The 18,280-nt window shown below is 60.3% G+C and carries 13 protein-coding genes; 8 read left to right on the top strand and 5 right to left on the bottom strand.

Annotation, left to right across the window (positions count from 1 at the left end; genetic code table 11):
- Positions 1-5 precede the first annotated feature (5 nt).
- From gsiB to iaaA, 3 genes are read right to left on the bottom strand one after another with little or no spacing between them, the layout of a single operon-like run.
- On the bottom strand, positions 6-1,544 hold the full coding sequence (gsiB, locus tag P346_RS06110) for a glutathione ABC transporter substrate-binding protein GsiB (protein ID WP_032661326.1): 1,539 nt from the start codon (positions 1,542-1,544) through the stop codon (positions 6-8).
- A 23-nt stretch (positions 1,545-1,567) separates the two neighbouring features.
- Positions 1,568-3,439, bottom strand: a complete 1,872-nt coding sequence (gsiA, locus tag P346_RS06115; RefSeq protein ID WP_032661324.1) for a glutathione ABC transporter ATP-binding protein GsiA — start codon at positions 3,437-3,439, stop codon at positions 1,568-1,570.
- Positions 3,440-3,450: 11 nt separating this feature from the next.
- Complete coding sequence (iaaA, locus tag P346_RS06120) at positions 3,451-4,389, bottom strand: beta-aspartyl-peptidase (protein WP_032661391.1); 939 nt, start codon at positions 4,387-4,389, stop codon at positions 3,451-3,453.
- A gap of 188 nt (positions 4,390-4,577) precedes the next feature.
- On the opposite strand from iaaA, the gene moeA reads away from it, so the two are divergent.
- Together moeA and moeB are read left to right on the top strand one after the other, a co-directional pair.
- The gene (gene moeA / locus P346_RS06125; RefSeq protein ID WP_032661322.1) at positions 4,578-5,810 is read left to right on the top strand and encodes a molybdopterin molybdotransferase MoeA; all 1,233 of its coding nucleotides are present in this window, start codon (positions 4,578-4,580) and stop codon (positions 5,808-5,810) included.
- Position 5,811: 1 nt separating this feature from the next.
- Complete coding sequence (gene moeB / locus P346_RS06130; protein ID WP_032661320.1) at positions 5,812-6,564, top strand: molybdopterin-synthase adenylyltransferase MoeB; 753 nt, start codon at positions 5,812-5,814, stop codon at positions 6,562-6,564.
- An 89-nt stretch (positions 6,565-6,653) separates the two neighbouring features.
- Here the strand turns inward: moeB and fsa are convergent, their stop codons facing one another.
- Positions 6,654-7,316 (bottom strand): fructose-6-phosphate aldolase, encoded by a 663-nt coding sequence (fsa, locus tag P346_RS06135; protein ID WP_032661317.1) that lies wholly within the window; start codon positions 7,314-7,316, stop codon positions 6,654-6,656.
- 128 nt (positions 7,317-7,444) lie between these two features.
- On the opposite strand from fsa, the gene P346_RS06140 reads away from it, so the two are divergent.
- From P346_RS06140 to P346_RS06155, 4 genes are all read left to right on the top strand, one after another.
- Positions 7,445-8,344, top strand: a complete 900-nt coding sequence (locus tag P346_RS06140) for a glycyl-radical enzyme activating protein (protein ID WP_032661315.1) — start codon at positions 7,445-7,447, stop codon at positions 8,342-8,344.
- A 4-nt stretch (positions 8,345-8,348) separates the two neighbouring features.
- Positions 8,349-10,781: a formate C-acetyltransferase/glycerol dehydratase family glycyl radical enzyme gene (locus P346_RS06145; RefSeq protein WP_032661312.1), complete on the top strand. Its 2,433-nt coding sequence runs from the start codon at positions 8,349-8,351 to the stop codon at positions 10,779-10,781.
- Positions 10,782-10,999: 218 nt separating this feature from the next.
- On the top strand, positions 11,000-11,815 hold the full coding sequence (locus tag P346_RS06150; protein ID WP_032661310.1) for a Cof-type HAD-IIB family hydrolase: 816 nt from the start codon (positions 11,000-11,002) through the stop codon (positions 11,813-11,815).
- Positions 11,816-11,964: 149 nt separating this feature from the next.
- On the top strand, positions 11,965-13,221 hold the full coding sequence (locus tag P346_RS06155) for a DUF1479 domain-containing protein (protein WP_032661307.1): 1,257 nt from the start codon (positions 11,965-11,967) through the stop codon (positions 13,219-13,221).
- Here the strand turns inward: P346_RS06155 and P346_RS06160 are convergent.
- The gene (locus P346_RS06160) at positions 13,218-14,291 is read right to left on the bottom strand and encodes a LacI family DNA-binding transcriptional regulator (RefSeq protein WP_032661304.1); all 1,074 of its coding nucleotides are present in this window, start codon (positions 14,289-14,291) and stop codon (positions 13,218-13,220) included. The two genes, P346_RS06155 and P346_RS06160, sit on opposite strands and share 4 nt — an antisense overlap.
- A 288-nt stretch (positions 14,292-14,579) precedes the next feature.
- Between P346_RS06160 and P346_RS06165 the strand changes: the two genes are divergently transcribed.
- Together P346_RS06165 and P346_RS06170 are read left to right on the top strand one after the other, a co-directional pair.
- Entirely contained in the window at positions 14,580-15,881 is a 1,302-nt protein-coding gene (locus P346_RS06165) for an MFS transporter (RefSeq protein WP_032661301.1), read from the top strand.
- Positions 15,882-15,898: 17 nt separating this feature from the next.
- On the top strand, positions 15,899-18,262 hold the full coding sequence (locus tag P346_RS06170; protein WP_032661298.1) for a glycoside hydrolase family 31 protein: 2,364 nt from the start codon (positions 15,899-15,901) through the stop codon (positions 18,260-18,262).
- The last annotated feature ends 18 nt before the right edge of the window (positions 18,263-18,280 follow it).

Here is an 18,280-nt window from a genome sequence, read left to right as displayed (position 1 = left end):
GAGGTTTATTTTAAATCCGCATCGTCAAAGCTAAAGCCCGTGTCCGGCATGATGTAGAACCCGGTCAACGCTTTGTTATGGGCTGACACCAGTTTCTCCACCACCAGCGGCACCCACGGTGACTCTTTCCAGATAATATCCTGCGCGTCTTTGTAGAGGCGCGCTTTCTCTTCCGGTTTGGTGGTTTTTAGGGCATCGGCCAGGTCTTTGTCCACCTGCGGGTTGCTGTAAAACGCGGTGTTGAACAGGGTTGGCGGCCAGTTCTGCGAGGCGAACAGCGGCGACAGCGCCCAGTCGGCTTCACCGGTCGAGGCCGTCCAGCCGGTATAGAACATCCGCACGCCGCTCTCTTTCTGCCCTTTCCCCTCCACTTCTGCCGCACGCTGTCCGGCATCCATCGCGGTCACTTGCACCTTGATGCCGACCTGCGCCAGCTGCTGCTGGGTGAACTGCAGCACCTTCTGGGCGGTACTGTGGTTATGCGACGACCACAGCGTGGTGCTGAACCCGTTCGGGAAGCCCGCCTCTTTCAGCAGCTCGCGCGCTTTGGCCGGATCGTACGGCCACGGCTGATAGCTTTGCGCATAGGCGATTGCCGGCGGCAGCACGCCGGTCGCCGGGGTGGCATAGCCGGCAAAGGCGACCTTCACCAGCGCCTGACGGTTAATGGCGTAGTTGATGGCCTCGCGCACCTTCGGGTTATCGAACGGCTTTTGCGTGACGTTCATGCTGATGTAGCGCTGCATGATCGACGGGCTGGCGACCAGCTCCAGCTTGCTGTTTTTCTGCAAAATGGCGGCCTGCTCGTACGGGATCGGGAAGGCAAACTGCGCCTCGCCGGTTTGCAGCATCGCCGCGCGGGTGTTGTTGTCCACCACCGGACGCCAGGTAATGGTGTCGAGCTTCGGCAAGCCCTGCTGCCAGTATCCGGCGAATTTCTTCACCTTCACAAAATCGGTCTGGTTCCAGGTGAGCAGTTCGTAAGGGCCGGTGCCAACAGGGTGGAAGCCGATCTCCTTGCCGTACTTCTTCAGCGCGGCAGGGGAAATCATCGCCGTTGCCGGATGCGCCAGGATATTGATAAACGCGGAGAACGGCTCTTTCAGGGTGATTTTGACCGTCGCCGGGTCGACCACCTCGGTGCTGGCGATATTTTTATACAGGTTATAGCGCTTGAGGCTATTTTCCGGATTGCTGGCGCGGTCCAGGTTAACCTTCACCGCCTCCGCATTGAAGTCTGTCCCGTCCTGGAACTTCACGCCGGTCCTGAGCTTAATGATATACACCAGCCCGTCGTCGGACACGGTGTACCCCTCCGCCAGCACGTTTTTGAGCTTCATCTCTTTATCGAGGCCAAACAGGCCCTGATAGAACGATTTCGCCACCGCCTGAGAGAGCGTGTCGTTGGCGTCATACGGATCGAGCGTGGTGAAATTCGAGCCGACGGCAACCACCACATCTTTGGCAGCGAACGCGGGGGCAGCGGCCAGGGCTGCCGTCACGCTCGCGGCTAACAACCATCTACGCGCTACAAAAGTAACCATTGTGTTCTCCTGCCTGTTGTAAGTTATAACCGCGAAAAAGCGTTGTCCTGACGCGGGGGAGCGACGAAATGACCCGGCCCGACCTCGCGCAGCGTCACGCGCTCCACGGCCTCGCCGCGTTTATGAATATTGCTCGGCATTTCATCCTGCAGCAGCACGCGCTGGCCGTGACGATGCGCGGGATCGGCAACCGGGACCGCCGCAATAAGCTTGCGGGTGTACGGGTGCTGCGGGTTTTCAAACACCGCCCTTCGCGGCCCAATCTCCACGATCTGCCCCATAAACATCACCGCCACGCGATGGCTGATGCGCTCGACCACCGCCATATCGTGCGAGATAAACAGAAAGGCAATGCCCATATCCCGCTGTAAATCCAGCAATAGGTTGATGATCTGCGCCCGGATAGAGACATCCAGCGCCGAGACGGACTCATCGGCAATCACCACTTTCGGGTTTAGCGCCAGCGCGCGGGCGATGCAGATACGCTGCCGCTGTCCGCCGGAAAACTCGTGCGGATAGCGCCAGGCGTGCTCCGGCTTCAGGCCGACGCGCTCCAGCAGCCAGGCCACGCGACGCTGTGCCGCTTCGCCGTCGAGCAGGTTATGCACCCGCAGCGGCTCCATGATCGAATACCCCACCGTATGGCGCGGATCGAGGGAGGCATACGGATCCTGGAAAATAAACTGAATATCCCGCCGCACCGCCTGCAGCCTGCTGTCCGGAAGGGTATCAATGCGCTCACCGTTAAAGGTTATGCTGCCTTCCTGTGATTCCACCAGACGGAGCAACGCGCGCCCGGTGGTGGATTTACCGCAGCCGGACTCGCCCACCAGCGCCAGCGTTTCGCCCGGCCAGAGATCGAAGCTGACGTTTTCCACCGCGTGCACTTCGCGCTTTACGCGGTTCAACACGCCGCTGCGCAGCGGAAAACGGGTGACCAGATCGCGCACTTCCAGAATGGGCTTACCCGGCACCACGGTGTCCTGCTCGCGCTCATCCTCCTGCTGCTCGGACGCCTCGAGAGAAATCAGGGGGAAGCGGCGCGGCAAATCGCTGCCGTTCATCGCCCCCAGGCGCGGAACCGCCGCCAGCAGCGCTTTGGTGTAAGGATGCACGGGCGCGTGAAAAATCTGCTCAACCGGGCCCGTTTCCACCGCGCTGCCCTTGTGCATCACCAGCACCCGATCGGCGATATCGGCGACCACGCCCATATCGTGGGTGATAAAAATCACCCCCATCTCCATCTCCTGCTGCAGCACCTTGATGAGCTGCAGGATCTGCGCCTGAATCGTCACGTCCAGCGCCGTCGTCGGTTCATCGGCAATCAGCACCGCCGGACGGCAGGAGAGCGCCATGGCAATCATCACCCGCTGGCGCATGCCGCCGGAAAGCTGATGCGGATAGCGCCCCAGAATGGCCTGCGCCTCCGGAATGCGCACCAGCTCCAGCATCCGTCGGGCCTCGTTGAGCGCTTCATCACCGCTCAGCCCCTGATGCAGGCGGATGGACTCGGCGATTTGTTCCCCGACCGGAAAAACCGGGTTCAGGGAGGTCATCGGCTCCTGGAAGATCATCGCAATATCCGCCCCGCGCACGCCCTGCATCTGCGAACCGCTCAGCTCAGTTAAATCAATGACCTGACGGTTGCGGCGGCGCAGGAGCATTTTCTCGCTGCTGATTTTCCCGCCCGTCTGTTCCAGCAGGCGCATCAGCGCCAGCGCGGTGACCGATTTACCGGAGCCGGACTCGCCAACAATCGCCAGCGTCTCGCCGCGCCTGAGCGTGAACGATAAATTCTGTACTGCGGGGATGAACTGCCGCTCTTCCTGAAACGCAATATTGAGCTGATGGACAGCCAGCACTTCGCGGTTGTCCAGTTCTTCACTGTGCGGCACGCGCTGCCCCCTTATTCACGATAGATGCCCGTGCTCGGTTCATCACCGGCATAACCCCAGGCGCGATACATGCCTTCGCTGTTGAACGGCAGAGCCACGTTGCCCTCACGATCCACCGCAATGAGCCCGCCGACGCCGCCCAGGGCAGGCAGTTTCTCCATCACCACGCGCTCGCAGGCTTCGCTGAGGCTTAAACCGCCGTAATCCATCAGCGCGGTGATGTCGTAGGCCGCGAGGGCGCGGATAAACACTTCTCCGGTTCCGGTACACGACACCGCCGCCGTCGCGTTATTGGCATAGCAGCCGGCGCCCGGCAGCGGGCTATCGCCGACGCGTCCGGGCAGCTTGTTGGTCAGCCCGCCCGTTGAGGTCGCCGCCGCGAGGTTTCCGGCCTTATCGAGCGCCACCGCGCCGACCGTGCCCATTTTGGTGGTTTCATCCAGCGGTGCACTATGGTCAAGCTGCGTCATGCCCGCCGAACGGGCTTCCAGTAGCTGCTGATAGCGCTCCTCCGTGGAAAACAGATCCGGCGATACCGGTTCCATCCCGTGCCCGAAGGCAAACGCCTCTGCCCCGGCCCCCGTCAGCAGCACGTGCGGACTGGCCTCCATCACCAGACGCGCGGCCAGCACCGGATTGCGCAGATGGCTCACCCCCGCCACGGCGCCCGCTTTCAGGGTGACGCCGTCCATCACGCAGGCATCCAGCTCGTGCGTTTCATCCCGGGTAAAGACCGAACCGATCCCCGCATTAAATAACGGACACTCTTCGAGCAGGCGCACCGCCTCGGTGACCACGTCCAGCGCGCTTTCGCCCGCTTCCAGCATTTTCTGGCCCGTTTCCACAATGGCGTACAGCGCGTCGATATAGCGCTTTTCCTGCTCGGGACTGAGCTGTGCTCGGGTGATTGCCCCGGCGCCACCATGAATCGCGATTACCGCATTAACCATTCGCATCACCCGTTAGCCTGATTTGCGGCTTTTTCTATAAATATCATTATCGTCGATGAAACTTCAGATGATTTTTGAATATAGAAAGACGTAACTGTGATGTAAAGCGTACACCCATCGGGTCATACAGTTAGCCGCACTTTTCTGCCATAATGAGCGCTTTCGTTGTTACTCCGCAGGAGCCCACCATGGATTTTACCGCCGGACTGATGCCGCTTGAGACGGCACTCACGCAAATGCTTGACCGAGTTTCCCCGCTGCATGACGTTGAGACGCTGCCCCTCGTGCGCTGTTTTGGCCGTATTGCCGCGCGTGATATCGTCTCTCCGCTTAACGTGCCGGGGTTTGATAATTCCGCGATGGACGGTTACGCGGTACGCCTGGCGGATCTCCAGACGGGTAACGCCCTGCCGGTGGCGGGTAAAGCCTTTGCAGGCCAGCCGTTTAGCAGTGAATGGCCTGCGGGCACCTGCGTACGCATCATGACCGGCGCGCCGGTTCCGGCCGGTTGCGACGCCGTGGTAATGCAGGAAGAGACCGAACAGACCGACGACGGCGTGCGTTTTACCGCGGACGTTAAAGCGGGCCAGAACATCCGCCGCACGGGCGAAGATATCACCCTTGGCGCAACGGTCTTTGCCGCCGGACAGAAGCTGACTGTAGGTGAACTGCCGGTGCTGGCCTCGCTCGGCGTGGCGGAAATCGACGTTATCCGTAAAGTGCGCGTCGCCGTTTTCTCCACCGGCGACGAACTGCAGCTTCCGGGCCAGCCACTGCAGGACGGTCAGATTTACGACACCAACCGCCTGGCGGTACACCTGATGCTTGAGCAGCTGGGCTGCGAGGTGATTAACCTCGGCATTATTCCTGACGATCCGGAAAAACTGCGCGCCGCGTTTATCGAGGCGGATAACGCTGCCGACGTGGTTATCAGCTCCGGCGGTGTCTCCGTGGGCGAAGCGGATTACACCAAAACCATCCTCGAAGAGCTGGGCGAAATCGCCTTCTGGAAGCTGGCGATCAAGCCGGGCAAACCGTTCGCGTTTGGCAAGCTCACGCACGGCTGGTTCTGCGGCCTGCCGGGTAATCCGGTCTCGGCGGCGCTCACCTTCTACCAGCTGGTGATACCGCTGCTGGCGAAGCTTTCCGGCAACAGCACCAGCCCGCTGCCGGAACGCCAGCGCGTGCGCGCCGCCACGCGCCTGAAAAAATCACCGGGTCGTCTCGATTTCCAGCGCGGCATTCTGACGCGCAGCGCGGATGGCGAGCTGGAAGTGAGCACCACCGGGCACCAGGGCTCGCACATTTTCAGCTCCTTCAGCCAGGGCAACTGCTTTATCGTCCTGGAGCGCGAGCGCGGCAATGTGGAAGCAGGCGAGTGGGTTGAGGTAGAACGTTTTAACCACCTGTTCGGAGGCTGACATGACGGTGGAGCTGAGCGACCCGGAGATGATGCGCTACAACCGCCAGATTGTGCTGCGCGGGTTTGACTTCGAGGGCCAGGAAGCGCTTAAAGCAGCAAGCGTGCTGGTTGTCGGGCTCGGCGGTCTGGGCTGCGCCGCCGCGCAGTATCTTGCGGCGGCGGGCGTGGGCAGGATGACGCTGCTGGATTTCGATACCGTTTCGGTGTCCAACCTGCAGCGCCAGACGCTGCACAGCGACGCGACGGTTGGCCAGCCGAAAGTGGACTCTGCCCGCACGGCGCTGGCGCGCATCAACCCCAACGTTCAGTTTACCCTGATTGACGCGATGCTGAATGACGACGCGCTGTCGGCGCAGATTGCGCAGCACGACCTGGTGCTGGACTGCACCGATAACGTCGCCGTCCGTAACCAGCTGAACGCGGGCTGTTTTGCCCACAAAACCCCGCTGGTCTCCGGCGCGGCGATCCGCATGGAGGGGCAAATCAGCGTCTTCACGTACGCGGAAGGTGAAGCCTGCTACCGCTGCCTGAGCCGCCTGTTCGGCGAGAACGCGCTGACCTGCGTTGAGGCGGGCGTGATGGCGCCGCTGGTCGGCGTGATTGGCTCCCTGCAGGCGATGGAAGCGATCAAAGTTCTGGCGCACTACGGCACGCCTGCCGCGGGGAAAATCGTGATGTATGACGCGATGACCTGCCAGTTCCGCGAGATGAAGCTGATGCGTAACCCGGGGTGTGAGGTTTGCGGAGGTTAAAGCAAACGGCAACCTTCAGGTTGCCGTTTTAGTGTTTGCTCCCTCTCCCTGTGGGAGAGGGTTGGGGTGAGGGCATCAGGCCGCACCCGTCAGATCGACGTCCGTCCAAACGCCCCCTGCCAGTCCTGCTCAAACTTAACAATCGCCGCATCCACGGCCGGAGAGGTAATAAACTGCTGCGCCACGTCCAGCGGCAGCGTGATGGACTCGCACCCTGCCAGCAGGCAGTCCAGCGCCTGACGCGGCGTTTTAAAGCTCGCGGCCAGCACCTTTGACTGCGGGGCGTGCAGCGTCAGCAGCTGCTGCAGTTCAACCACGGTCTGGATCCCGTCCCCGCCCTGCGCGTCCACGCGGTTAACGTAAGGGGCCACATACTCTGCTCCCGCCAGCGCGGACAGCATCCCCTGCGCGGCGCCGTACACCGCCGTGCCCAGCGTCGGGATCCCTTCGGCTTTCAGCATCTTGATTGCCGCCAGCCCTTCTGCGGTCACCGGCACTTTCACCACCAGGTCGTTAATGATGGCGCGCAGCTTGCGCGCGTCCTCCACCATCCCTTCGGCGGTGGTCGCCATCACCTGGGCGAACAGACGGCCTTTGCCGCCCAGCGCGTCGCGCAGCTCTGGCAGCAACACGTCCAGCGGCGTTTTACCTGCCGCCACAATGCTTGGGTTAGTGGTCACGCCCGCCAGCGGGAAGATACGCGCCAGCTTTTTAACTGCCGCAACGTCAGATGTGTCGAGATAAAGTTCCATGATGTCACCCTCAAAATTAGCCTGCACTTACCCTATCACGACAAAACCTGCTCAGTAGTTGACCTGCATCAAGATAACTTTCATTCGAAAGTCATTTAATCTTCATATGCAACATGAGAGGCGAAATCATGATCTTCAATATTCAGCGTTACTCTACCCACGACGGCCCCGGTATTCGAACCGTGGTGTTCCTGAAAGGCTGCTCGCTGGGCTGTCGCTGGTGCCAGAACCCGGAAAGCCGCTCCCGCAGCCGGGACGTGCTGTTTGATGCGCGCCTGTGCCTGGACGGCTGCGACCTGTGCCAGCAGGCGGCGCCGGGCTGCATCGAACGCGCGCTGAACGGGTTGATCATTCATCGTGAGAAGCTTGATGACGCCACGCTCAACGCCCTTACCGACTGCTGCCCGACGCAGGCGCTGACCGTCTGCGGTGAAGAACAGCAGGTCGAGGAGATCATGGCGACCGTACTGCGCGATAAACCCTTCTACGACCGCAGCGGCGGTGGGATCACCCTCTCCGGCGGTGAGCCGTTTATGAACCCTGAGCTGGCGCACGCCCTGTTTAAAGCCAGCCACGAACAGGGGATCCACACCGCCGTGGAAACCTGCCTTCACGTGCCGTGGCACTATATTGAGCCGTCATTACCCTACGTCGATCTGTTCCTCGCCGACCTGAAGCACGTCGACGGTGAGGTGTTCAAACAGTGGACGGACGGTTCGGCCAAGCGGATCCTGGATAACCTGAAGCGCCTTGCCGCCGCCGGGAAAAAAATCACCATTCGCGTGCCGCTGATCCAGGGCTTTAACGCTGACGAAGCGTCCATCACCGCCATTACAAACTTCGCCGCCGACGAACTCGGCGTCGACGATATTCATTTTCTGCCGTATCACACGCTGGGCATGAACAAATACACCCTGCTCGGCCAACCCTACTCTGCCCCTGACAAACCGCTGGATAACCCTGCCCTGCTGGACTTCGCGCAGCAGTACGCCTGCAAGAAAGGGTTAACCGCGACCTTACGAGGATAAACCTATGACGACCCTGAATCTCAACACCCTCTGCGAGCGCATTAAGGCGCACAAAACGGCGCTGGTGCATATCGTTAAGCCGCCGGTCTGTACCGAGCGCGCCCAGCATTACACCGAAATGTACCAGCAGCACATGGACAAGCCGATCCCGGTGCGTCGCGCTCTGGCGCTGGCGCATCACCTGGCCGAGCGAACCATCTGGATCAAACATGACGAGCTGATTATCGGTAACCAGGCAAGCGAAGTGCGCGCCGCGCCGATTTTCCCGGAATACGCCGTCTCCTGGATTGAGAAAGAGATCGACGATCTGGCGGACCGCCCGGGCGCGGGCTTTGCGGTGAGCGAAGAGAACAAGCGCGTGCTGCATGAGATCTGCCCGTGGTGGCGCGGCCAGACGGTGCAGGATCGCTGCTACGGCATGTTCACCGACGAGCAGAAAGGCCTGCTGGAAACCGGCATTATCAAAGCCGAAGGCAACATGACCTCCGGCGACGCGCACCTGGCGGTCAACTTCCCGCTGGTGCTGGAGAAAGGCCTCGACGGCCTGCGCGCCAAGGTGGCCGAGCGCCGCTCGCGCATCAACCTGACGGTGCTGGAAGACCTGCACGGCGACCAGTTCCTGAAGGCGATCGATATCGTGCTGGAAGCCGTAAGCCTGCACATCAAACGCTTTGCCGATCTGGCGCGTGAAATGGCGTCTACCGAAACCCGCGCAAGCCGCCGCGACGAGCTGCTGGCGATGGCGGAAAACTGCGACGTGATTGCTCACGAGCCGCCAAAAACCTTCTGGCAGGCGCTGCAGCTGTGCTACTTCATTCAGCTGATCCTGCAGATTGAGTCCAACGGCCACTCCGTCTCCTTCGCGCGTATGGACCAGTATCTCTATCCGTACTACCGCCGCGACGTGGAGCTTGACCAGAGCCTGGATCGCGAACACGCCATCGAGCTGCTGCACAGCTGCTGGCTGAAGCTGCTGGAAGTGAACAAGATCCGCTCCGGCTCTCACTCCAAGGCTTCCGCCGGTAGCCCGCTGTACCAGAACGTCACCATCGGCGGCCAGAAGCTGGTCAACGGCGAGCCGATGGACGCGGTGAACCCGCTCTCCTACGCAATTCTGGAATCGTGCGGTCGCCTGCGCTCCACCCAGCCGAACCTGAGCGTGCGCTACCATGCGGGCATGAGCAACGACTTCCTCGACGCCTGCGTGCAGGTGATCCGCTGCGGCTTCGGCATGCCCGCGTTCAACAACGATGAAATCGTCATTCCGGAATTCATCAAGCTCGGCGTTGAGCGCGACGACGCCTACGACTACGCCGCCATCGGCTGTATCGAAACCGCGGTGGGCGGCAAGTGGGGCTACCGCTGCACCGGCATGAGCTTTATCAACTTCGCCCGCGTGATGCTGGCCGCGCTGGAAGGCGGGCGCGACGCCACCAGCGGCAAGGTGTTCCTGCCGCAGGAGAAAGCGCTCTCTGCCGGTAACTTCGACAACTTCGACGAGGTGATGGCGGCCTGGGATAGCCAGATCCGCTACTACACCCGCAAATCCATCGAGATTGAGTACGTGGTAGACACCATGCTGGAAGAGAACGTCCACGATATTCTGTGCTCGGCGCTGGTGGACGACTGCATCGAGCGTGCGAAAAGCATCAAGCAGGGCGGCGCGAAGTACGACTGGGTCTCCGGCCTGCAGGTGGGCATCGCCAACCTCGGCAACAGCCTGGCGGCGGTGAAGAAGCTGGTGTTCGAACAGGGTACTATCGGTCAGCAGCAGCTGGCGGCCGCCCTGGCGGATGACTTCGACGGTCTGACCCACGAGCAGCTGCGCCAGCGCCTGATCAACGGCGCGCCGAAGTACGGCAACGACGACGACAGCGTGGACATGCTGCTGACGCGCGCCTACCGGACCTACATCGAAGAGCTGAAGCAGTATCACAACCCGCGCCACGGCCGCGGCCCGATTGGCGGTAACTACTACGCGGGCACCTCTTCCATCTCAGCAAACGTGCCGTTTGGCGCGGCGACAATGGCCACTCCGGACGGACGTAAGGCGCACACCCCGCTGGCGGAAGGGGCAAGCCCGGCTTCCGGTACGGACCACCTCGGCCCGACGGCGGTAATTGGCTCAGTGGGTAAACTGCCGACGGAAGCGATTCTCGGCGGCGTGCTGCTGAACCAGAAGCTGAACCCGTCGACGCTGGAAAACGACAGCGATCGCCAGAAGCTGATGGTGCTGCTGTGCACCTTCTTCGAGGTGCATAAAGGCTGGCATATTCAGTACAACATCGTCTCGCGCGAAACGCTGCTCGAAGCGAAGAAACATCCTGACCAGTATCGTGACCTGGTGGTGCGCGTGGCGGGCTACTCGGCGTTCTTCACCGCCCTGTCGCCGGATGCGCAGGACGACATTATCGCCCGTACTGAGCATACGCTGTAACGGCATATCCCCTCTCCCTTGAGGGAGAGGGTTAGGGTGAGGGGAAATGCGCACGCTGATGCCCTCACCCCGCCCCTCTCCCACAGGGAGAGGGAGAAAACACTAAAAACGGCAACCCAGGTTGCCGTTTTGCTTTTACTTTCGAATGAAATTAAATTTGTGCTCTCCGTCACCTTGTTATTAGAATGTTTCAAAACGCAGTGACCCAGGAGCACAGTATGACCGTTAAAGTTATCGTCACCGATATGGACGGAACTTTCCTTGATGATGCCAAGCAGTACGATCGTGACCGCTTCCAGGCACAGTTTGAACAGCTTAAAGCCCGCGACATTGAATTCGTTGTCGCCAGCGGCAACCAGTATTACCAGCTCATCTCCTTCTTTCCTGAGCTGAAAGACAGGATCTCCTTCGTGGCGGAAAACGGCGCGCTGGTGTTCGATCGCGGCGAACAGATTTTCCACGGCGAGCTGACGCGTCATGAATCGCAGATCGTGATTGGCGAACTGCTGAAAGATAAAGGGCTGAACTTCGTGGCCTGCGGGCTGGAGAGTGCCTACGTCAGCGATAAAGCGCCGGACGCGTTCGTGGCGCTGATGTCAAAGCACTATCACCGCTTAAAGCGCATCAGCGATTACCGCGACATTGACGACGTGCTGTTTAAGTTCTCCCTGAACCTGCCGGACAGCGATATCCCTAATCTGGTGGATAAACTCCATGTCTCCCTGGACGGCATCATGAAGCCGGTCACCAGCGGCTTTGGTTTTGTCGATTTGATTATCCCCGGCCTGCACAAGGCCAACGGCATTAGCCGTCTGCTGAAACGCTGGAAAATCTCCCCGCAGGCGTGCGTGGCCATTGGCGACAGCGGCAACGATGCCGAGATGCTGAAGCTGGTGAAATATTCCTTTGCGATGGGCAACGCGGCAGAGAGCATCAAAGAAATCAGCCGCTACGGCACCGACGACAACAACCATCAGGGCGCGCTGAACGTCATTCAGGCCGTGCTCGACAACCATTCCCCGTTCGACGTCTGATCCTTTCCTCGCCGGAGCATCGCTCCGGCCTCTCACTCTTTTTCCGTCCTGTGGCTTGCGTCAAGTTTTTAAACTTGCATTAACTTATTTTTAACTTAAAGTATCACTTGTAGACACTTTTACTTTCGAATGAAAGATGCGAGGCGGTTATGACCTATACCAGTGAAACTTTGCCAGCGGATCACAAAGCGGCAATCCGTCAGTTAAAACGTGTGCTGCGCGCCCAGATCGGCGACGTGCAGGCGGTGTTTAATAAGCTCAGCGACAAAATTGCCACCCGCGTGGCGGAAATCAACGCTCTTAAGAACAAAGGCGAATCCGTCTGGCCGGTGATTCCGTTTGCGGATGTGAAAAACGGCACCATTACCGATGCACAGCGCGAAGCCGTTAAGCGCCGCGGCTGCGCGGTGATTAAAGGTCATTTCCCGCGCGAACAGGCGCTGGCGTGGGATCAGTCGATGCTCGACTACCTCGATTTGAATAAGTTTGACGACGTGTACAAAGGGCCAGGCGATAACTTCTTCGGCACCCTGACGGCCTCCCGTCCGGAGATTTACCCGATTTACTGGTCGCAGGCGCAGATGCAGGCGCGCCAGAGTGAAGAGATGGCGCAGGTGCAGTCGTTCCTGAACCGTTTATGGACATTCGAGAGCAACGGCAAGCAGTGGTTCAACCCGGACGTGAGCGTGATTTACCCGGACCGTATCCGCCGCCGTCCGCCGGGAACCACCTCGAAAGGGCTGGGCGCGCATACCGACTCCGGCGCACTGGAGCGCTGGCTGCTTACGGCCTATCAGCAGGTGTTTGCCCGCGTGTTTGACGGCAACGTCGATGAGTACGATCCGTGGAACGCCGCGCACCGTACCGAAGTGGAAGAGTACACCGTCGATAACACCACCAAATGCTCGGTGTTCCGCACCTTCCAGGGCTGGACGGCGCTGTCGGACATGATCCCCGGACAGGGCTTGCTGCACGTGGTGCCAATCCCGGAAGCGATGGCTTACATTCTGCTGCGTCCGCTGCTGGATGACGTGCCGGAGGACGAGCTGTGCGGCGTGGCGCCGGGGCGCGTGCTGCCGGTTTCCGAGAAGTGGCACCCGCTGCTCATCGAGGCATTAAGCAGCATTCCGGCACTCGAGGCGGGCGATTCCGTGTGGTGGCACTGCGATGTGATCCACTCCGTCGCGCCGGTGGAAAATCAGCAGGGCTGGGGCAACGTGATGTACATTCCTGCCGCGCCGATGTGCGAGAAAAACCTCGCCTACGCGAAGAAGGTCAAGGAAGCGCTGGAAACCGGCGCGTCGCCGGGAGACTTCCCGCGCGAGGATTATGAAAAGAGCTGGCAGGACCGCTTTACCGTGAACGATCTCAACATCCACGGCAAGCGCGCGCTGGGCATGGCTTAACTGTCGTACAGCCCTTCCCGCTCCACGGCGGTGCGTCGTTTCCCCTGACGTATCCGCCGTACCGATTCCCGCACGGCCAGCGTGCCGTTTAGCAGCAATGTTCCCACCGGCGCGTCAGGGCGCATGAGCCGCTGCTGGAGCATATAAACCGCTTCTGTTCCCAGCTCATCGCGGGGAACGTGCACGGCCGTCAGAGGCACATCCTGGATTGCCGCCAGGTTAAAGCCGTCAATGCTCATCACCGACACGTCCTGCGGCACGCGCAGACCGTGGTTTTGTAAGGCGCTAATGGTGCCCGCCGCCATAAAGTCGCCGCCGACCAGAAACGCCGTCGGCAGGTCTTTTCCCTTCTGCTGGTTAAGCCACTCGCTGACCATCTGTTCCGTTTCGCGCGCGCTGAAGCTGGGCACCACCAGCAGATCGCGTTTATCGTTGAATTTCAGGTTGTGAGACTGCCACGCGTCGCGGATCCCCGCCAGGCGCAGCTCCATGGTGTAGCGACGCAGGCACAGCACGTTCATCACCTCACGGTGTCCCATTTCGAACAGATATTCCGCCGCCCGCTCGCCGATGGCGCGATGATCCGGCGCGACGGCAGGCAGACGCATGTGCCGGTCGCGGCAGTTAATCAGCATGCAGGGTTTACCGACGTCCACTGCCAGATCGTGGATATGGGGATCGTCGATGCCAAGAAGGATTGCCGCCTGAGTGTCCGCTTCGTTCATCCGTGCCAGAAACAGCTGGGCGTCGCTGTCGTTCTCCTCCAGCGCGCAGTAGCGAAGGCGTACATCGTGTGAGGCCAGGCCTTTACTCACGCTCTGGATCACGCGGTAGTAAAAGATGTCGGACCGCTCGTCAAACGCCCGCTGCGGGGCAAAAACCACCAGGCTATTAAGCAGCAGACGCCCTGCCGCCATGCCGTCCATCACCCCCAGCTCCCGCGCGCATGCCAGCACCTTCGCGCGTGCTTTTTCACTGGTATTCGCTTTCCCCGCCAGCACCCGCGACACGGTGCTGATAGATAGCTGCGTCCGGGCCGCGATTTCGGTGATTTTTAGCCTTTTGTCCATTTTGTGATCTGGCTCCATTTGCGAAATGAAAAAATTTTCATAGCGTATTGGTCAGGCAATAGCTGACATAAAGGCCATCATGCCAGAGGGTTTATGTCAGTTATGAGAAATTTTGCACAAAATCCACTTTTGCCCACTCATTTTCTTCCTTAAGGTGAACTTGTCACACAACTTCCATACTAGTTGTATACCAACTTAAGCATTTTAAACGGATAGAAATCAAAGGCATAAAAATCCGTGTGACACCTGAACCTCCGTCCCCTTACCGTCCGTCTTGTGGAGAGTAAAATGAGTCAGGACATCAATAACACCGTTGCGGCAAGCAAAACCCGTCGCGTCATTAAGAACCTGCGCTGGTACGTGCTGGTGCTGTTCTTACTTGGCGTCACCGTTAACTACATCACCCGAAACTCACTCGGGATCCTCGCCCCGGAACTGAAAGAGAGCCTCGGGATCACCACCGAGCAATACTCCTGGATCGTCGGCGCGTTCCAGATCGCCTATACCATTTTCCAGCCCCTGTGCGGCTGGCTGATTGACGTCATCGGCCTGAAGATTGGCTTTATGGTCTGCGCCGGGATCTGGGCGCTGATGTGTATTTTCCACGCGGGCGCCGGAAGCTGGCTGCACCTGGCTATTTTGCGCTTCTTTATGGGTGCCTCTGAGGCTGCGGCTACCCCAGCGAACGCCAAAACCATCGGCGAATGGTTCCCGAAATCAGAGCGCCCCGTTGCCGCCGGCTGGGCGGGCGTGGGCTTCTCCATCGGCGCGATGCTGGCCCCGCCTATCATCTACTTTGCTCACGCGTCGTTCGGCTGGCAGGGCGCGTTTATGTTTACCGGCGTGCTGGCGCTGCTGTGGGTTCTCCTCTGGTGGGCGTTCTACCACAACCCGGAGCAGCACCCGAACCTGAGCAAGGACGAGCTGGCGTTTATCAAGCAGGATAATGAGCCGCCAGCGGTGAGACTACCCTTCCTGACCGCGCTGAAAACCGTCTCGAAAAACAAACGCTTCTACGGTATCGCCATTCCGGCCTTTATGGCCGAACCGGCCTGGGCGGTGCTGAGCTTCTGGGTGCCGCTGTACCTCGCCAAAGAGCACGGCATGGATCTGAAGCAGATTGCGATGTTTGCCTGGCTGCCGTTTCTCGCCGCCGACCTCGGCAGCGTGGCGAGCGGCTACCTGACGCGTCTGTACACCCGCCTGTTCGGCTGCTCCCGCGTTAACTCGGTCGTTGCCAGCTCCGTGACGGGCGCGTTCCTGATGATCTCGCTCGGCATCGTCGCCATTACCCGCGACCCGTATATCACCATCGTGCTGATCTCCATCGGCGGTTTCGGGCACCAGATCATCTCCTGCATGCTGAGCGCCCTGGTCGTGGAGTCGTTCGACAAAGGCCAGATGGCGACCGTCAACGGCATGCGCGGCTCGGCGGCGTGGATCGCCAGCTTCCTGTTCTCGCTGTTAATCGGTGTGACCGCCGACAAAATCGGCTTTAACCCGCTCTTTATCGCCATGGGCTTCTTTGACCTGATTGGCGCTGTCTTCCTGGTAGCATTTATTGCTGAACGTCGCGCCAAGCGCGCCTGATAGTGGATGTATTGCATATGAAAACCCTGAAAAACTGGACCGTAGATAAGCAGTCGGCAAACCATCTGGAACTGCTGGTCGATAACCAGCACCGCCTGTGCCTGTATGTGCTGGAAGAGAACCTGTTCCGCGTGCTGATCAAACGCAAAGGCGAGCTGGCGCTGGACCGCACCTGGAGTATCGCGCCGGAAAAAGACGTGCCGTGGGAAGGCCGCCGTCGTGACGATATAAGCGGTTTCTCCTGCCCGGCCTGGACCCTGACGCAGCAGGATGAGACGCTCGCCGTGGCAACCGAACGGCTGCGCGTGACGGTCCACCAGCCGCTGTGGCTGGAGTGGCACTACCGCAATGAGGCGGGCGAGTGGCAGCCGCTGGTCAACGACCGTCCAACCAGCGCCTACCTGCTGAACGCCCACGGCGACGGCGTGGCGCACTACCTCAGCCGCCGCAAGGACGAGCGTTTCTATGGCCTTGGCGAAAAAGCGGGCGATCTGCAGCGCAACGGCAAGCGCTATGAGATGCGCAACCTTGACGCCATGGGGTACAACGCGGCCAGCACCGACCCGCTCTACAAGCATATTCCGTTCACTATCGCCCGCCGCGATGACGTCAGCTACGGCCTGTTCTACGACAACCTGAGCAGCTGCTGGCTGGATCTGGGTAACGAAATCGACAACTACCACACCGCCTATCGTCGCTGGCAGGCGGAAGCGGGCGACATCGATTACTACATTTTTACCGGCAAGCGCGTGCTGGACGTCACCAAAGCCTTCGTGCGCCTGACCGGGAAAACGCTGTTCGGACCGAAGTGGAGCCTGGGCTACAGCGGCTCGACCATGCACTACACCGACGCGCCGGACGCGCAAAACCAGCTGATGAACTTCATCCGCCTGTGCGAAGAGCACGCCATTCCGTGCGACTCGTTCCAGCTCTCCTCCGGCTATACCTCCATCAACGGCAAGCGCTACGTCTTTAACTGGAACTACGACAAGGTCCCGCAGCCGAAGGTGATGAGCCAGGCGTTCCACGACGCGGGGCTGAAGCTGGCGGCCAACATCAAGCCGTGCCTGCTGCAGGACCATCCGCGCTATAACGAAGTGGCGAAAAGCGGCCTGTTCATTCGCGATTCAGAAACCGATGCACCGGAACGTTCCAGCTTCTGGGATGACGAAGGCTCGCACCTCGACTTTACCAACCCGCAGACGGTGCAGTGGTGGCAGAACGGCGTCACCACGCAGCTGCTGGAAATGGGCATCGACTCTACCTGGAACGACAACAACGAATATGAAGTATGGGACGGGGAAGCGCGCTGCTTTGGCTTCGGCAAGGAGATCGCCATCAAGCACATTCGCCCGGTGATGCCGCTGCTGATGATGCGCGCCTCGCTGGAAGCGCAGCAGCGTTTCGCGCCGGAAAAACGTCCGTATCTCATCTCCCGTTCCGGCTGCGCCGGGATGCAGCGCTACGTTCAGACCTGGAGCGGCGACAACCGCACCAGCTGGGACACCCTGCGCTATAACATCCGCATGGGGCTGGGCATGAGCCTGTCCGGGCTGTTCAACGTCGGTCACGACGTCGGCGGTTTCTCCGGCGACAAGCCGGACGCCGAGCTGTTCGTGCGCTGGGTGCAGAACGGCGTGATGCACCCGCGCTTTACCATTCACTCGTGGAACGATGACCACACCGTAAACGAGCCGTGGATGTACCCGGGCGTCACGCCAGCCATTCGCGGCGCGGTTGAGCTGCGCTACCGCCTGCTGCCGTACCTCTACACCCTGCTCTGGCAGGCGCATGCCGACGACGAGCCGATGCTGCGTCCGACCTTCCTTGACCACGAGCACGATGCGCAGACCTTCGAAGAGTGCGATGACTTCCTGCTGGGCCGCGACCTGCTGGTCGCCAGCGTCGTCGAAGCCGGGCAGCGCGAGCGCCGCGTCTGGCTGCCGGATAACGCCACCGGCTGGTACGATTTTTACACCCACGCGTGGTATGCGGGCGGCCAGTCGATCGTTCTCGACGCGCCGCTGGAAAAACTGCCGCTGCTGGTGCGCGCCGGTGCCGGTCTGCCGCTGAGCGAACGCATTACCCACGTGTCCGCTGAAAAAGACAACACCCGCGAGCTGAAGCTGTTCCCGGTGAAGGGCGTCGGCACGACCAACGGCATGCTGTTTGAAGACGACGGCGAAAGCTGGGGCTACCAGAACGGCAATGCGCTGTGGGTGGAGTGGGAAATGGTGTGCGACGGCGCAACCATCAACCTGAAGGTCAACGCGCGCGGGGATTATCGTCCGGCGTGGAAAGCGCTGAAGGTGTCGCTGCCTGCAGGGGAAAAACGTACGCTGCTGGTGAACGGGGCTGAAGGGGGCGAGTGGGTGGTGTAGTGCGGCCTGATGCCCTCA

It is taken from the genome of Enterobacter sp. DC1 (assembly GCF_000568075.1).
GTDB lineage: Bacteria > Pseudomonadota > Gammaproteobacteria > Enterobacterales > Enterobacteriaceae > Enterobacter > Enterobacter asburiae.
Note: the sequence above shows the minus strand (reverse complement) of the source record. Positions and strands in the feature narration are given on the sequence as shown.

Excerpts from the sequence above, each read along its gene's own strand:
- gsiB (WP_032661326.1), bottom strand. The coding sequence starts at position 1,544 with ATGGTTACTTTTGTAGCGCGTAGATGGTTGTTAGCCGCGAGCGTGACG.
- iaaA (WP_032661391.1), bottom strand. The coding sequence starts at position 4,389 with ATGGTTAATGCGGTAATCGCGATTCATGGTGGCGCCGGGGCAATCACC.
- moeA (WP_032661322.1), top strand. The coding sequence starts at position 4,578 with ATGGATTTTACCGCCGGACTGATGCCGCTTGAGACGGCACTCACGCAA.
- moeB (WP_032661320.1), top strand. The coding sequence starts at position 5,812 with ATGACGGTGGAGCTGAGCGACCCGGAGATGATGCGCTACAACCGCCAG.
- fsa (WP_032661317.1), bottom strand. The coding sequence starts at position 7,316 with ATGGAACTTTATCTCGACACATCTGACGTTGCGGCAGTTAAAAAGCTG.
- P346_RS06140 (WP_032661315.1), top strand. The coding sequence starts at position 7,445 with ATGATCTTCAATATTCAGCGTTACTCTACCCACGACGGCCCCGGTATT.
- P346_RS06145 (WP_032661312.1), top strand. The coding sequence starts at position 8,349 with ATGACGACCCTGAATCTCAACACCCTCTGCGAGCGCATTAAGGCGCAC.
- P346_RS06150 (WP_032661310.1), top strand. The coding sequence starts at position 11,000 with ATGACCGTTAAAGTTATCGTCACCGATATGGACGGAACTTTCCTTGAT.
- P346_RS06155 (WP_032661307.1), top strand. The coding sequence starts at position 11,965 with ATGACCTATACCAGTGAAACTTTGCCAGCGGATCACAAAGCGGCAATC.
- P346_RS06160 (WP_032661304.1), bottom strand. The coding sequence starts at position 14,291 with ATGGACAAAAGGCTAAAAATCACCGAAATCGCGGCCCGGACGCAGCTA.
- P346_RS06165 (WP_032661301.1), top strand. The coding sequence starts at position 14,580 with ATGAGTCAGGACATCAATAACACCGTTGCGGCAAGCAAAACCCGTCGC.
- P346_RS06170 (WP_032661298.1), top strand. The coding sequence starts at position 15,899 with ATGAAAACCCTGAAAAACTGGACCGTAGATAAGCAGTCGGCAAACCAT.